Source organism: Modicisalibacter sp. MOD 31.J, assembly GCF_020147985.1.
GTDB classification, from domain to species: Bacteria; Pseudomonadota; Gammaproteobacteria; order Pseudomonadales; family Halomonadaceae; genus Modicisalibacter; species Modicisalibacter coralii.
Genome location: NZ_JAGXFF010000001.1, coordinates 945,659 through 960,363, shown reverse-complemented (window position 1 = coordinate 960,363; position 14,705 = coordinate 945,659). Strand labels below are relative to the sequence as shown.

11 protein-coding genes are annotated in these 14,705 nt (G+C 66.1%); 3 read left to right on the top strand and 8 right to left on the bottom strand.

Annotation, left to right across the window (positions count from 1 at the left end):
• Positions 1 to 45 precede the first annotated feature (45 nt).
• From KGR00_RS04230 to KGR00_RS04220, 3 genes are read left to right on the top strand one after another with little or no spacing between them, the layout of a single operon-like run.
• Positions 46 to 915, top strand: a complete 870-nt coding sequence (locus tag KGR00_RS04230; RefSeq protein ID WP_224417547.1) for a polysaccharide lyase — start codon at positions 46 to 48, stop codon at positions 913 to 915.
• A gap of 45 nt (positions 916 to 960) precedes the next feature.
• Complete coding sequence (locus tag KGR00_RS04225) at positions 961 to 2,223, top strand: alginate lyase family protein (protein WP_224417548.1); 1,263 nt, start codon at positions 961 to 963, stop codon at positions 2,221 to 2,223.
• Positions 2,224 to 2,267: 44 nt separating this feature from the next.
• Positions 2,268 to 5,036, top strand: coding sequence for a tetratricopeptide repeat protein (locus KGR00_RS04220; protein ID WP_224417549.1), 2,769 nt, complete (start codon positions 2,268 to 2,270; stop codon positions 5,034 to 5,036).
• Between the two features lie 209 nt (positions 5,037 to 5,245).
• Here KGR00_RS04220 and KGR00_RS04215 read toward each other — a convergent pair whose 3' ends face one another.
• The 8 genes from KGR00_RS04215 to mutL all read right to left on the bottom strand — a co-directional run bounded on the left by KGR00_RS04215 (position 5,246) and on the right by mutL (position 14,704).
• The gene (locus KGR00_RS04215; protein ID WP_224417550.1) at positions 5,246 to 6,538 is read right to left on the bottom strand and encodes an adenylosuccinate synthase; all 1,293 of its coding nucleotides are present in this window, start codon (positions 6,536 to 6,538) and stop codon (positions 5,246 to 5,248) included.
• A gap of 65 nt (positions 6,539 to 6,603) precedes the next feature.
• Positions 6,604 to 7,803, bottom strand: coding sequence for an ATP phosphoribosyltransferase regulatory subunit (locus KGR00_RS04210; protein WP_224417551.1), 1,200 nt, complete (start codon positions 7,801 to 7,803; stop codon positions 6,604 to 6,606).
• Positions 7,804 to 7,911: 108 nt separating this feature from the next.
• A complete protein-coding gene (hflC, locus tag KGR00_RS04205; protein ID WP_129141097.1) occupies positions 7,912 to 8,808 on the bottom strand; it encodes a protease modulator HflC in 897 nt (298 codons plus the stop codon).
• The gene (gene hflK, locus KGR00_RS04200; RefSeq protein WP_129141098.1) at positions 8,808 to 10,016 is read right to left on the bottom strand and encodes an FtsH protease activity modulator HflK; all 1,209 of its coding nucleotides are present in this window, start codon (positions 10,014 to 10,016) and stop codon (positions 8,808 to 8,810) included. Before hflK ends, hflC begins: the two co-directional genes overlap by 1 nt.
• Positions 10,017 to 10,090: 74 nt before the next feature.
• On the bottom strand, positions 10,091 to 11,419 hold the full coding sequence (gene hflX / locus KGR00_RS04195; RefSeq protein ID WP_129141099.1) for a ribosome rescue GTPase HflX: 1,329 nt from the start codon (positions 11,417 to 11,419) through the stop codon (positions 10,091 to 10,093).
• Between the two features lie 14 nt (positions 11,420 to 11,433).
• Positions 11,434 to 11,679: an RNA chaperone Hfq gene (gene hfq / locus KGR00_RS04190; protein WP_129141100.1), complete on the bottom strand. Its 246-nt coding sequence runs from the start codon at positions 11,677 to 11,679 to the stop codon at positions 11,434 to 11,436.
• Between the two features lie 114 nt (positions 11,680 to 11,793).
• Entirely contained in the window at positions 11,794 to 12,738 is a 945-nt protein-coding gene (miaA, locus tag KGR00_RS04185; protein ID WP_224417552.1) for a tRNA (adenosine(37)-N6)-dimethylallyltransferase MiaA, read from the bottom strand.
• Between the two features lie 7 nt (positions 12,739 to 12,745).
• Positions 12,746 to 14,704 carry a DNA mismatch repair endonuclease MutL gene (mutL, locus tag KGR00_RS04180; protein WP_224419814.1) on the bottom strand — a complete coding sequence of 653 codons (1,959 nt, stop codon included), beginning with the start codon at positions 14,702 to 14,704 and terminating at the stop codon, positions 12,746 to 12,748.
• Position 14,705 lies beyond the last annotated feature (1 nt).

Below are 14,705 nucleotides of genomic sequence, written 5' to 3'. Positions count from 1 at the left end.
CGCCCATCATCTCCAGGCGGTGCTCGTTCACGTCGGCGATCCTTGATGGCACCGCTGGTCGTCTCCCTGGGTCTGTCAGGCCTGCTCGGCGGCTTTTCGACACTGGCGATCGCGGACAGCAAGGCCGATGACGGCTTATCCGTGCCCCGTGTCGCGGAATGTTCCGAGCGCTATACGCTGATCGCGTCTCCCACGCCCAGGTCCGCGGCCCGATCCATGGAAAAGGATATCGAAGAGCAGTTCACGGCCGACAAGCATTGGGGCATCGACAAGAACGTGACGCTGTTGTCGAAAGCCGAAAGCGGCCTGCAGGAGCCCGCCATTCGGGTCGCCTATCCGAAGGGGACCTCCGCGCCCAGCGACACCGAAGAAGGCGGGGCGGGCTTCTACGCCAGGTTCAAGGCCCTGGAAGGCAGCGAACGTGCCTGCCTGACCTATCGCGTTCGCTTCGAACCGGGCTTCGATTTCGTCAAGGGCGGCAAGCTGCCGGGCCTGTACGGGGGCGACGCCCCCAGCGGCGGCGACGCCGTCACCGGCAAGAATGGCTTTTCCATGCGCTTCATGTGGCGCAAGCAGGGTCAGGGCGAACTCTACGAATATGTCGTCAACAAGGACAGCGACTACGGCGAGTCCGTGGGACGCGGGAAGTGGATCTTTCCCACCGGCCAGTGGACCACGATAGAGCAGGAAATCATCCTCAACGATCCCGACAAGCAGAACGGCATCGCCAGAGTCTGGATCGACGGCAAGCCGATGCTCGAACAGCACGGCATCGTCTATCGGACGACACCGGCCGTCACCATCGATGGCGTCATGTTCTCGACGTTCTTTGGCGGCCATGGCAAGGACTGGCGAACACCGAAAGACCAGCATGCGGATTTCGGCGACTTCAACATTTATATTCCCCAAAGCTGATCGAGCCTTGCCGCCTCCATCGTATTTCGATTCAGGGATGAAAGAATGATTTTCGAAAAACCTTGCCCGACAAGGAAGACAGGCAGCCGGCATTGGTTGCACACGCTCTTCCTCTTGGTACTGGCCGCCATGGCTTGTCAGCAGGCCATGGCTTACAGCTACGAGGAACGACAGAACATCGACTTCTCGAAATACACGGTGACGGATCCGAACGCCTCCTTTTTCGATGTCGATGCTCGCATGAAAACGCTCGAGAACACGGACAATTCGATGCTGCTCGAGCGCATGGATCATCTTCAGATGACAGAAAGCTGCAAGTCCATGCTGTCCAAGCCTCCGCTGGACAATCGCATCCGGATCCCGGGTTATTATCCCAGCCCCAAGGCCTGGCGTGAGGCCTCGCAGCCGATGTTCGACTTCTCGGAGGATGTCAGCCAGCTTGCGGGCGCCTACGTGGCCACACAGGACAATTACTATGGTGAATGCCTGATCAATTACCTGAACAAATGGGCAGAAGCCAATGCCCTGTGGAAATTCTATTATTCCCTGGATGACCGCCAGGCCTGGTACTCCACGGAGTCGATGATGTTCGGTGCCGCCATGGCCTACTCCATCGTGCGGCCGAGGATCGAGGGCATGGAGGAGGAGAAGAAAAATATCGACGCCTGGTTGAATCGCCTGGCCAAGCGCCATTCCGCCATCCAGGGCGGTCTCAAGGGCAGTTGCTGCAACAACCACTTCTATCGCCGGGCGCTGTATGCCTCCATGATCGGCATCCTGACCGATGACGACGAGCTCTTCCAGTTCGGCGTCAGCGCGATCTACTCGGCCTTGAACGACATGACGCCGGAAGGCGGGTTCCCGCTGGAACTTTCCAGGGGGCGGCGTGCTACGCACTACCAGAATTACGCGCTCCTGTATCTCGTCACCAACATGCAGATCATTTCCCGTCAGGGTTATGACGTCTTCAACCTGGAAGTCAACGGGCACTCCATCAGAGACGCGGTCAACTATCTCATGGCCATCATCGAAGACCCGTCACAGCTCAAGGATTATGCGCCTCACGAGCAGTACCAGGGCTTCATGAAGTACGACCAGTATTTCACCTGGATGGAAATCTACCTGACCCATTTCCAGCAGCCGGATCTGGAAAAATTCCTCGAGCAATATCGCCCCGTCTACAACCGCGGCGCCGGTGGCTATATCACCCTGTACTTCATGCCACCGGGCAAGCAGCAACGCGCCCGATACGAAGAATCCCAGGAAAAGCAGGAAAGAGCCGACATAGCGATTCCCGAACGCAACTGAATGACGGGCCCAGGAAACGAGCTTTCAAGGCCAGGGAGGCAAGCATGAAATATCTCACCCCCACTCTTCCATCCGACCGCCGGCTGCTGAGGGCCGGCGTGACGCCGCTGGCGCTGGCGTTTGGCCTGGCCTGGCTGGGTGGCTGCGCGGTCGGTCAGAGTCAACACATGAGCGCGGTCGAATCGACACTTCCCGCGCAATATCACGACTGGTTCGATGGCGGCACGCCGGTCCAGGCCGACAACCTGACATGGAACCGCATGGACTTCGCCCGTCAGGCGCTGGAAAGCGGCAAGACGGAAAAGGGCATCAGCAGCCTGCAGGCCCTGGCCCGCGAAGGGTTCGAGCCGGCCTATTACGAACTCGGCAAGCTCTATGACGATGGCGAACAAGTTCCCCGCGACCCCGGCCGTGCCGCAACGCTCTATGCCAAGGCGCTGCACGACCCCTCTTCCGTCCTCGACAATGCGTCGGCGAGACTGGGTCGCCTCTATCGCGACGGCGAGGGTGTCGAGCGCAATCCGGTGCTGGCGTATTTCCTGTTCCAGCAGGCCGTCGAGAACGGTGACATGAACAGCGCCAGAAACGACCTGGCCGACATGCTCGTCGAAGGCGTCGGTACCGAGCCGGATCCGCAGCGCGCCAGGCAACTCTACGAAACCGCTGCCCGGGAAGGCAGCAGCCATGCCCTGAAGGCGCTCGCCGCCGCGCATGCCCCGGGAGGCTGGCTGGAGACCGATCCCGAACGGGCCAGGCAATACGCGCAACATTACGCGGATACGTTACGCGTCGAGGCCAAGGCGGGTGATAGCGGGGCGATGGTTCAATTGGCCCGGCTCTACGCTGAAGATGGCCTGCTGGGGCCGCAACCCGAAAAGCACGAAAACTGGCTGCTGAAGGCCGCCGATTCGGGGCAACCCGATGCGCTCGGCGAAGCCGGCGAGATGATGCTCGAGACCGACCGTCAGCAACGCGGTCTGAGCATGCTGCAAAAGGCGGCCGAGGGCGGCGATGTCGAAGCGATGACCAAGCTCGGCAAGGCCTATCTGGGCGACTACGGCGTCAGCAGCAACCCCGAAAAGGCACGCCATTGGCTGGAGACCGCGGCCCAGGAAGGATCGGTCAATGCCGCCGTCACGCTGGGACGCGCCTATCTGAGCGGAGACACCTTGCCTCAATCGACCCAGCGCGGCATCGCCCTGTTGGAAAAGGCCGCCGACGCAGGCGATCCCCTGGCCTATGCGGCACTGGGCCGGGTCTACATGGAAGGCGACGGCGTCCGGGCTCAACCCGAGCGTGCCGTGCACTACCTCGAGAAAGGCCATCAGGCGGGCCACGCGTACGCCACGCAGCAACTGGGTGAAGCCTACCTCACCGGCTCCGGCGTGGCCGCCGACCCCACTCGCGCGCAACGCCTCCTCGAGGAAGCCGCCAATCAGGGGCAGACAACGGCGGCCCGGAAACTCGGCGAAGCCTATCTCGAGGGCCAGGTGCTGCCCTTCAACCCCGATCAGGCGGAAAAATGGCTTCGCCAGGCCACGGATCAGGGTGACATGACCGCGGCGACCGAGCTGGCCGACGCCTACCTGAACGGCAAGCTCAATCACGGCAACCCCGCCGACGCCGTCAGCATGCTCGAGCAAGCGGCTGACAACGGCGACGGTTATGCCATGGTCGTGCTGGGCCGCGCCTATCGTGAAGGCCGGGGGGTATCCCGGAATTTCCAGAAATCGGAATACTGGCTCCGGAAGGCCCGGGAGAGCGGCCATCCTTCCGCGACCGAAGCGCTGGCACGCACGTATCGTGAAGCCGGGCGTCGGGGCGATATCAGCGCGCTTCGCAAGGCGGCGGAGATGGGCGATACCCCGGCCATGGTCGATCTGGGCCGCGCCTACCTGAATGGCCGGGGCGTGCAGGCCAACGGCAAGCTGGCGAGAACCTGGCTGAACCGCGCGGCACGCAACGGCAACGCCGGGGCCCTGGCCACGCTGGGCGACATGTACCTGCAGGGTCAGGGCGTCGCGCGCAACCGGCAGAAAGGGATCGACTACCTGGAAAGAGCCGTCGCCGGCGGCCACGACAGCGCCGGCGCCACGCTCGGCGAGATCTATCTGAAAGGTCAGGGCGTGCCGGCCGACCCCGCGAAAGGGGTTCGCCTGCTGAAGCGTGCCGCCGCACACGGCGTGACCTCCGCGCGAATCACCCTGGGTCAGGCCTATCTCGCCGGCACCGGCGTGCAACGGGATGTCGAGGCCGGCGAAAAGTATCTCGGCTCGGCAGCGCGAAGCGGCAACGCCTATGCCGAACAACTGCTCGGCAAGGACTACATGGAAGGGGTCGGGGTCACTCAGAACGCGGAAAAGGCCCGGCAGTGGTTGAACAAGGCGATCGATCAAGGCGACTTGACCGCCCAGCAGTATCTGGGCCGGACACTGCTGTATGGCGACTTCGGCGTCACCCAGGACGTGAACCGGGGCAAGCAATTGCTGGCCGATGCGGCGGAAAAGGGCCACGCCGGCTCGATGGCCACGCTGGGCCGCGAGTACCTGCGCGGCGACCTGCTGCCCATGAATCGATCCAAGGGCGCCGAGTATCTCTACGAGGCCGCCGAAAAGGGTCATCCGACGGCGCGACTGGCCCTGGCCAAGGCCTATCTGCGGGCCAACGGGCTCGAAAACGTCAGTCAGGAACAGGCCATCGTCTGGCTCGACAGTACCCTCGACTCGGGGGGCAATCTCGGCTTGAAGACCATGCGCCAGTTGCTCGCCAACGAGAGTGCCGCCGAAGCGGCCAGCAGCACCGGTACCCGTTGACCTGACCAGGGCAAGGGTCGCGCTACGACTGACCGCTTGCCCATTTCCCTTCTGGCGCCACCCTGCTGGCCACCACCGTGGCCAGCCTGCTGCGTTCTCGGCGCAGCCCGGCAGGCAGCGACTGACCCGGCGCAGCTATCCCCTGCAACGAAAAGACCCGCCATCGCAGGATGGCGGGTCCGTGACTCGGCGGACGCGAGCGACGCGGTTCAGTCGAACGGGTTGCGCAGCACGATGGTCTCGTTGCGGTCCGGGCCGGTGGAGATGATGTCGATGGGGGTGCCGGTCTGCTCCTCCAGGAAGCTGATGTAGGCACGCGCGTTGGCCGGCAGGTCCTCGACACGCTTGATCCCCAGCGTCGACTCGCTCCAGCCCGGCAGGTCCTGGTAGATCGGCTCGACCGCCTCGTAGCCTTCGGAATCCACCGGGGTATCGAGCCGCTCGCCATCCTTGCTGCGATAGCCGACGCAGACGCGGATGTTTTCCAGGCCGTCGAGCACGTCGAGCTTGGTCAGGCAGATCCCCGACACCGAGTTGATCTGCACCGCATGGCGCAGCGCCACCGTATCGAACCAACCGCAACGCCGAGGGCGGCCGGTGGTCGCACCGAACTCGTGGCCCTTCTCGGCCAGGTGACGGCCGAACTCGTCGAACAGCTCGGTGGGGAACGGCCCGGAGCCGACGCGAGTGGTGTAGGCCTTGGTGATCCCCAGCACGTAGTCGAGGTACAAGGGCCCGACCCCGGAACCGGTCGCCGTGCCACCCGCCGTGGTGTTGGAACTGGTGACGAACGGATAGGTGCCGTGGTCGATGTCGAGCAGCGAGCCCTGGGCACCCTCGAAGAGGATGTTCTCGCCGGCCTTGCGGATCTCGTGGACCAGGCTCACCGCATCGCAGACCATCGGCCGCAGTTCCTCGGCCATGGTCATGGCCTCGTCGAGGATCTGCTGGAAATCCACCGGCGCCTCGCCGTGGTAGTGCTGCAGGACGAAGTTGTGATAGTCCAGCACCTCGCCCAGCTTGGAGGCGAAGCGCTCGCGGTGCAGCAGGTCGCCCAGGCGCAATCCGCGACGCGCGACCTTGTCCTCGTAGGCAGGGCCGATGCCGCGCCCGGTGGTGCCGATCTTGGCCACGCCGCGAGCCTTCTCGCGGGCCTGGTCGAGACGCACGTGGTACGGCAGGATCAGCGGACAGGCGGGCGACAGGCGCAGACGCTGACGAACCGGCACGCCCTTGGCCTCCAGTTCGCGAATCTCGCTGATCAGCGCTTCGGGGGACAGCACCACGCCGTTGCCGATCACGCAGGTCTTGTCCTCGCGCAGGATCCCTGAGGGGATCAGGTGCAGGACGGTCTTCTCGCCATCGATGACCAGGGTGTGGCCGGCGTTGTGACCGCCCTGGAAGCGCACCACGGCGGACGCCGATTCGGTGAGCAGGTCGACGACCTTGCCCTTGCCTTCGTCACCCCATTGGGTGCCCAGTACGACTACGTTCTTGCCCATTACTCTCGTCTCTGTGATCGAAGAATCCGCTGACCGTGGAGAGGCAACACCGTCCCCGGTCGTCGTCACTCCAGCGGGGACACCTGCCAGTCGTCCCCCATGCGCACCAGGCGGCGGTTGCAGCGGTGCTCGGCCGGGCCGGTCTGTTGTCCCGGCAGGGCCTGCACCACGCGCTCGCCGGCGGCACGCAGGCGACCGGCCACCTCGTTGAGTCGCGCCGCGGCCTGGGTCTCGCCGACTTCCAGGGCGGGTGCCCAGATCCCGTCGCAGGCCGGCTGCTGCTGAACCAGGGTGGCCAGCAGCTTGAGGTCCATCGAGAAGCCAGTGGCCGGACGGGCGCGACCGAAGGCGCGGCCGGTATCGTCGTAGCGCCCGCCCTTGGCCAGTGCCTGACCATAACCGGGCACGTAGGCGGCAAACATCATCCCGGTGTGATACTGGTAGCCGCGCAGGTCGGCCAGGTCCAGGTACAGCGTGACATCGTCGTGCCCCCCGGCCACGCCCCGGCACAGCGCCTCGAGCTGGTCGAGGGCATCGCTCACCGCGGCCGGTGCCTCGGCGAAGACCTGCCGCGCCTCGTCGAGGACCTCGAGGCCACCGTGCAACTGTGGCAGGGCGCGCACCATCCGGGCAATCCCGCTGTCGTCGATCTGGGCGCCGACCAGCGCGTCGGTCTCGGCCGGCGACTTGCGCTCGATGGCTTCGAACAGGTTGGCTTCGGCGTCCCGCGACAGGTCGGCGGCCTGCACCAGGGCCCGATAGATGCCGATGTGGCCCAGCGCCAGGTGAATCTCGCCGGCCCCAGCGGTCACCAGGCTGTCCAGCGCCAGACGCAGGATCTCGAGGTCGGCCTCCAGCCCGGGATGGCCGAACAGCTCGACGCCGACCTGCACCGGGCTGCGTCCCCCCTGGTGCGGATCGGCCTTGGCCCGCAGCACGTGGCTGCAGTAGCACAATCGCGCCGGCCCGCGCCGCTTGAGGGAGTGGGCGTCCATGCGCGCCACCTGCGGGGTCACGTCGGCGCTGGCACCCATCATGCGCCCGGTCAGTTGATCGGTGAGCTTGAAGGTCTGCAGGTCCAGATCGGTGCCGGTACCGGTGAGCAGGGAATCGAGGAATTCGACCGGTGGCGGCATCACCAGGTCATAGCCCCAGCGATGGTAGAGGTCGAGCAGCGCACGGCGCAGCTCCTCCATGCGACTCGCCTGCGGCGGAAGCACTTCGTCCATGCCGTCAGGGAGCAGCCAGCGATCAGCGATGGTCATTTGCCCGTCCTGCCAGAGATGAATGGCCACAAAAAAACCGGGCGACGCCCGGTCAACGGATTCTATCATGTTTGCCCCCCGGGTGTACCCCGGGAGGCCGCCCGCCGGTCAGGATCCGTCGCCCTCGGCAGGCTGCGGAGCGGGACTGTTGAGATAGCGGAAGAAGTCGCTGTCGGGCTCGAGCACCAGCAGGTCGTCCTTGCCGTCGAAGCTGTTGCGGTAGGCATCCAGGCTACGATAGAAGCGGAAGAACTCGGCATCCTGCTGATAGGCCTGGGCGTAGATCGAGGCCGCCTCGCCATCGCCCTGCCCGCGCAGGGTCTCGGACTTCGACTGCGCCTCGGCGAGCAGCACCTGACGGCGCCGCTCGGCGTTGGCGCGGATCTTCTCGGCCTGCTCCTGCCCCTGGGCGCGATACTCGCGGGCCTCGCGATGACGCTCGGTGCGCATCCGCTCGTAGACCGCCTGGGTCACCTCGTCGGGCAGATCGATACGCTTGATCCGGATGTCGAGGATCGCCACCCCGAGCTCCTTGCGCATGATCTTGTCGAGTTCCTGGGTCGGCCCCGACATCAGCTCGTCGCGCCGCTCGGCGATGATCTCCTGCAGCTCGAGCTTGCCGAACTGGTTGCGCAGGGCCTCGTCGACCCGCGGCGAGATCAGGCGCTCGGCGGCCTGCTCGTTGCCCGAGGTCGCCTCGTAGTAACGCGCCGGATCGACGATCTTCCACTTGACGTAGGAATCGACGATGACCGCCTTCTTCTCCAGCGTCAGGTAGCGGCTGGTGTCGGTGTCGAGGGTCAGCACGCGGGCATCGAAGGTGCGCACCGTGTTGGTGATCGGCACCTTGAAGTGCAGGCCGGGCTGGATGTTGGCCTCGACGATCTCGCCGAAGCGCAGCTTGATGGCCCGCTCGGTCTCGTTGACGATGTAGAGGCTGTTGCTGCCCACCCAGGCGACCACGGCGACGCCGGCGACGATGAGCAGGGAACGGTTATTGATCATTAACGACCCTCCCTGCGGATGCTGCTGGACGACGAACTGCTACTGGAGGAACGGCTGGCGTCATTGTTGCGCATCTGTTCGATCAGTGACGGCGAGACGTCGACATCCTTCGAGGCATTCGAGGACTGGCCGCCCTGGAGCCCCAGCTTGTCGAGCGGCAACACCATCAGCGGGCTGCCCTTGTCGATATCCACCAGCACCTTGCTGGTCTTGCTCAGCACCTCGGACAGGGTGTCGAGATACATGCGATCGCGCATGACCTGCGGCGCCTGCTTGTATTCGCTGAGCAGCGAGTTGAAGCGGTTGGTCTGCCCCTGCGCCTTGGCCACCACCGACTCGCGATAGCCCTGGGCCTGCTCGATCATGCGCTGCGCCTGGCCCTGCGCCTCGGGGATGATGGCGTTGGCATAGCCGATCGCGTCGTTGATCATGCGCTGGCGATCCTCGCGCGCCTTGATCACGTCGTCGAAGGCGTCCTGTACCGCGTCGGGCGCCGAGGTCGACTCGACGTTGATCGCCTGGATGCGCACGCCGATACCGTAGTTGTTGAGGTACGACTGCAAACGCGTGGACACGGTGTCCGCCAGCAGTTCACGGCCCGAGGTCAGGATGTCGTCCATCTCGGTGCCGCCCACCACGTGGCGCAGCGCCGAATCCAGGGCGTTCTCGATCGACAGCTCCGGGGTACGCACGTTGAGCAGGTAATCGCGGGGATTGGCGACCTGATACTGCGCGGAAATCTCGACCTGAACGATGTTCTCGTCCTTGGTGAGCATCGACTTGGTCTGGGAGATCGAACGCACCCGCGTCACGTTGACCATGCGCACGTCATCGACGATCGGCGGATTCCAGTGCAGGCCGGGAGTGACCACGTCCTGGAACTTGCCGAATCGCAGCACCACGCCGCGCTCGGACTGGTCGACCAGATAGAAGCCGGACGCCGCCCAGATCGCCAGGGCGATCACCGCCAGCAGCCCCGGCAAGGCGAAGGTACTGCGCTTGCCACCACCGCCGCCGTTGCCGCCACTGCCGCCGCGCTTGCCACGGCCGCCGAGCATGCGGTTGAGCTTGTCCTGAAACTTCTTCAGCGCCTCGTCGAGATCGGGAGGCCCCTGGTTGTTACCGCCATTGCCGCCGCCGCCACGTCGGCCGCCGCCGCTCCAGGGGTCGTGCTGGTTGCCGCCCCCACCTGGCTCGTTCCAAGCCATACGTCGTCTCCACTAAGCATGTTGCGATGTGCGTCGATTGCCGGGGCGCCCCGTCGGGGGCGTCCACGATCGATTCATTCCCGGATACCGTCCGCCCAGGCCGGGGGCATGAGTTCCTCCGGTGGCAGGTAATCCTCGGCTTTCTCGCCCTGACGGGCGAGCAGTTGCATGAACTCGCGCCGGGGCAGACGAATCGACAGCAGAGTCCGGCCCTGCTCGTCGAAGCGTTCGTCCTGGACCGCATCCAGCGCATGCAGCCCCGCCCGTAGCCTACCCTGTTCAGGCGCCAGCGTCAGGTCCAGTTCGATCAGATCCTCGGCAAGGCGCTCCGAGAGCGCCTGGGCGAGCAGGTCCAGCCCCCGGTTCTGCTGGGCCGACAGCCACACCACCTCGGGCACGCCGTGGCCGTCGCGCTCGATACGCGGCGCGCTGTCGAGGAGGTCGATCTTGTTCATGACCCGCAGACACGGCACCTCGTCGGCGCCGATCTCCGCCAGCACGCCCTCGACCTCGGCAACGTTCTGCTCGCGGTCCGGGTCGGCGCAATCGATCACGTGAAGCAGCAGCGAGGCCTCGGCGGCCTCCTGCAGGGTGGCCTGGAAGGCCTCGACCAGCTTGTGGGGCAGATGACGGATGAAACCCACGGTATCGGCCATCACCACCGGCCCCACATCGGCGACCTCGAGACGACGCAGGGTGGGATCCAGGGTCGCGAACAGCTGGTCGGCGGCATAGACGTCCGAGGCCGTCAGGGTGTTGAACAGCGTCGACTTGCCGGCGTTGGTGTAGCCGACCAGCGAAACGCTGGGGATCTCGGCCCGCGAGCGGGCGCGTCGGTTCTGCTCGCGCTGGCTGCGCACCTTGTCGAGGCGCTTGTGGATCGCCTTGATCCGCGCGCGCAGCAGGCGACGGTCGGTCTCGAGCTGGGTCTCGCCCGGCCCGCGCAGGCCGATGCCGCCCTTCTGACGCTCGAGGTGAGTCCAGCCGCGCACCAGGCGCGTGGCCATGTATTCCAGCTGAGCCAGCTCGACCTGCAACTTGCCCTCGTGGGTTCGGGCTCGCTGGGCGAAGATGTCCAGGATCAGGCCGGTGCGATCGAGCACCCGACACTTCAGGGCGCGCTCGAGGTTGCGCTCCTGGGAGGGGCTCAGGGCATGATTGAAGATCACCAGCTCGGCGTGATGGATCGCGAGCAGCTCACGCAGCTCTTCGACCTTGCCGCTGCCGATGAAGGCGCGGGGATCGGGACGCCGCCGGCTCCCCTGCATGAGGGTCGCCGGCTCGGCCCCGGCGGAGCGCACCAGTTCCAGGAATTCACCCGGATCCTCGCGCTCCTGGTCGTCCTGAAAGTCGACATGGACGAGTACCGCCGTTTCACCGGCGTCGGGACGTTCGAAAAACAATCAGCGCCTCGCGATCAGCTTTCCTGGGCCGCATTGGGATCCTGGGCCGGCAGACGCACGTTGCGCGACGGCACCACCGTGGAGATGGCATGCTTGTAGACCATCTGGCTGACCGTGTTGCGAAGCAGAATCACGAACTGGTCGAAGGACTCGATCTGGCCCTGCAGCTTGATCCCGTTGACCAGGAAGATGGACACCGGAATGCGCTCCTTGCGCAGGATGTTCAGGTACGGATCCTGGAGGGATTGCCCTTTGGACATTTTGCTCTCCCTAACTGTCTCTAATGTTGATGTCATTTTAATGGTTTGCCCCGCAGGGCAGGAGCCTTGGCCGCGGGCACGCCGCCACCGCCAGACCCAAGCCTCCATACTACGCTAAGTGCTGCATTGGCGCACGATTTTCAAGGCCTCGGCAAGCGGATCGTCGCCCCGGGAATCGATCCAGTTCAGGGCCGGCCAGCCGCGCAGCCAGGTGATCTGACGCTTGGCCAGCTGACGGGTCGCCACCACGCCCCGGTCGCGCAAACTCGCCATGTCGTGGCGGCCGTCGAGGTATTCCCAGACCTGACGATAGCCGACACTCTTCATCGCGGGAAGATCGGCATGCAGGTCGGCGCGACGCCGGAGCGCCGCCACCTCGTCGATGAACCCGGCCTCGAGCATCATGGCGAAACGCTCGGCGATCCGCGCGTGCAATACCCGACGGTCGAAGGGCGCCAGGCCTATGGACAACGCCCGCCACGGCAGAGTTTCCTCGGGCTGCTCGCGCCACAGTTCGCTCATCGGCCGCCCGCTCAGGCGCTGGACCTCCAGGGCCCGCATCGTGCGCTGCGGATCGTTGCGATGGATGCGCGCCGCCGATTCGGGATCGACCCTCGCGAGCTCGTCGTGCAGCGCCCCGAGCCCGTCGCGGGCCGCCCAGGCCTCGAGCTCGGCGCGCACGGCCGGGTCGGCCGAGGGCAGCCGCGCCACCCCGCCCATCAGGCTGCGAAAGTAGAGCATGGTCCCGCCCACCAGCAGCGGCGTGCGCCCCGCCGCGAGGATCTCGTCGATCTCGCGGCGGGCGTCGTCGCGGAACTCGGCCGCCGAATAGGGCTCGGCCGGGTCGCGAATGTCGATCAGCCGGTGCGGCGCCCGGGCCAGTTCCTCGGCCGAGGGCTTGGCGGTGCCGATGTCCATGCCGCGATAGACCATCGCCGAGTCGACGCTGATCAACTCGACGTCGAGCCGCTCGTGCAGCGCCATCGCCAGGTCGGTCTTGCCCGAGGCGGTGGGCCCCATCAGCAGGATCACCGTCGGACGTGCGTCGTCTTGTCGCATGCGTCGTTCACTGCCCCCGCATGAACAGCTTGTCGAGGTCGTGCATCGACATCTCGGTCCAGGTGGGCCGGCCATGGTTGCACTGACCGCTGCGTTCGGTGCGCTCCATGTCGCGCAACAGGGCGTTCATCTCGGGGATGGTCAACCGGCGGTTGGCCCGCACGCTGCCATGGCAGGCCATGGTCGACAGCAGTTCGTTGATGTGCGCCTCCAGGCGGTCGGAGCGGCCGTAACGCTCGAGATCGCCGAGCATGTCGCGGACCAGCGGCTCGACGTCGGCATCGGCGAGCAGCGCCGGCACCTGACGAACCAGCAAGGTCTCCGGACCGGCGACGTCGAGCTCGACCCCCAGCCGCCGGAAGGCCTCGGGACACTGCTCGGCGGTCTCCACGGCGTTGGCGCTCACCGCCAGCGAGACCGGCACCAGCAGCGGCTGGGCGTCGAGCGCGCCGCCATGGACCTGGGTCTTCATGCGCTCGTAGGTGATCCGTTCGTGGGCGGCGTGCATGTCGACCACCACCAGCCCGCGGGCGGTCTGCGACAGGATGTAGACGCCGTGCAACTGGGCGATGGCATAGCCGAGCGGCGGCGCCTGGGTGGGGTCGTCCTCGGGCAGCGTCTGGTGCCGCTCGGCAGCCTGACGCCGTTCGTCGAGCGCGGTGCCGGCGGCGGCACCGCCCACCGCGGGGTCGGCCTGCGGGGTCAGCAGCTGCGCCTCGTGATCGGGGTGCAGGGCGTGATACCCGGCCATGAATTCGCGCACCCGCGCCGCGCCAGGCGACGCGGCCCGCGGCGGTGCGCCGCCGTCGCGATCGCCACCGCGCAGCGCCATCGGCTGCTGCTGCCAGGCGGGCCGGGGCGTCTCGGACGGGGCTGGCTCGGTCGGGGTCGTGGCCGGCGCCGCGGCGCTGGATTCCTCGACCGAGACCGGCGCCTGACCGCTGGCGTCGGGGCGCACCTCACCGAGTGCCCGGTGCAGGCTGGAAAACAGGAAATCGTGGACCAGACGGCCGTCGCGAAAGCGCACTTCATGCTTGGTGGGATGGACGTTGACGTCGACCACCGTGGGGTCGAGCTCGAGATAGAGCACGAACACCGGGTGACGGCCGTGGAACAGCACGTCGCGATAGGCCTGGCGTATGGCGTGCGCCACCAGCCGGTCGCGCACCACCCGGCCGTTGACGAAGAAGTACTGCTGATCGGCCTGGGCCCGCGAATGGGTCGGCAGCCCCACCCAGCCCCACAGCCGCAGACCGGAGGCCTCGATGTCCAGGTGCAGCGCATTGGCGAGGAACTTGTCGCCCAGCAAGCCGCTCACGCGGCGCTCGCTGGCCACCCCGTCGCCGGCCGGACGCAACTGGTGCACGGTCTTCTGATTGTGGCGCAGCACCCAGCCGATGTCGTAGCGCGACAGCGCCAGCCGGCGAAAGGCCTCCTCGAGATGGCCGAACTCGGTCTTCTCGGTGCGCAGGAACTTGCGCCGCGCCGGGGTGTTGAAGAACAGGTCGCGGACCGTCACCGAGGTGCCCCGCGGATGCGGCGCCGGCGACACTCGCGGCTCCATCTGCCGACCCTCGGCGACCACGCGCCAGCCGGCGGTGGGATCCTCGGCGGTATTGGAGACCAGTTCCAGCCGCGACACCGAACTGATCGAGGCCAGTGCCTCGCCGCGAAAGCCCAGGCTGGCGACGCCCTCGAGCTCCTCGAGGGAGGCGATCTTGCTGGTCGCGTGGCGAGACAGCGCCAACGGCAGGTCGGCCTCGGCGATGCCGCTGCCGTCGTCACGCACCTTGATCAGGCGCGCCCCGCCCGCCTCGATCTCGATCTCGATACGCCGGCTACCGGCGTCGATGGCATTTTCCACCAGCTCCTTGAGCACCGACGAGGGGCGCTCGACCACCTCCCCGGCGGCGATCTGGTTGGCCAGCCGAGGGGCGAGGATCTGGATGCGTCGTGATGCGGTCATC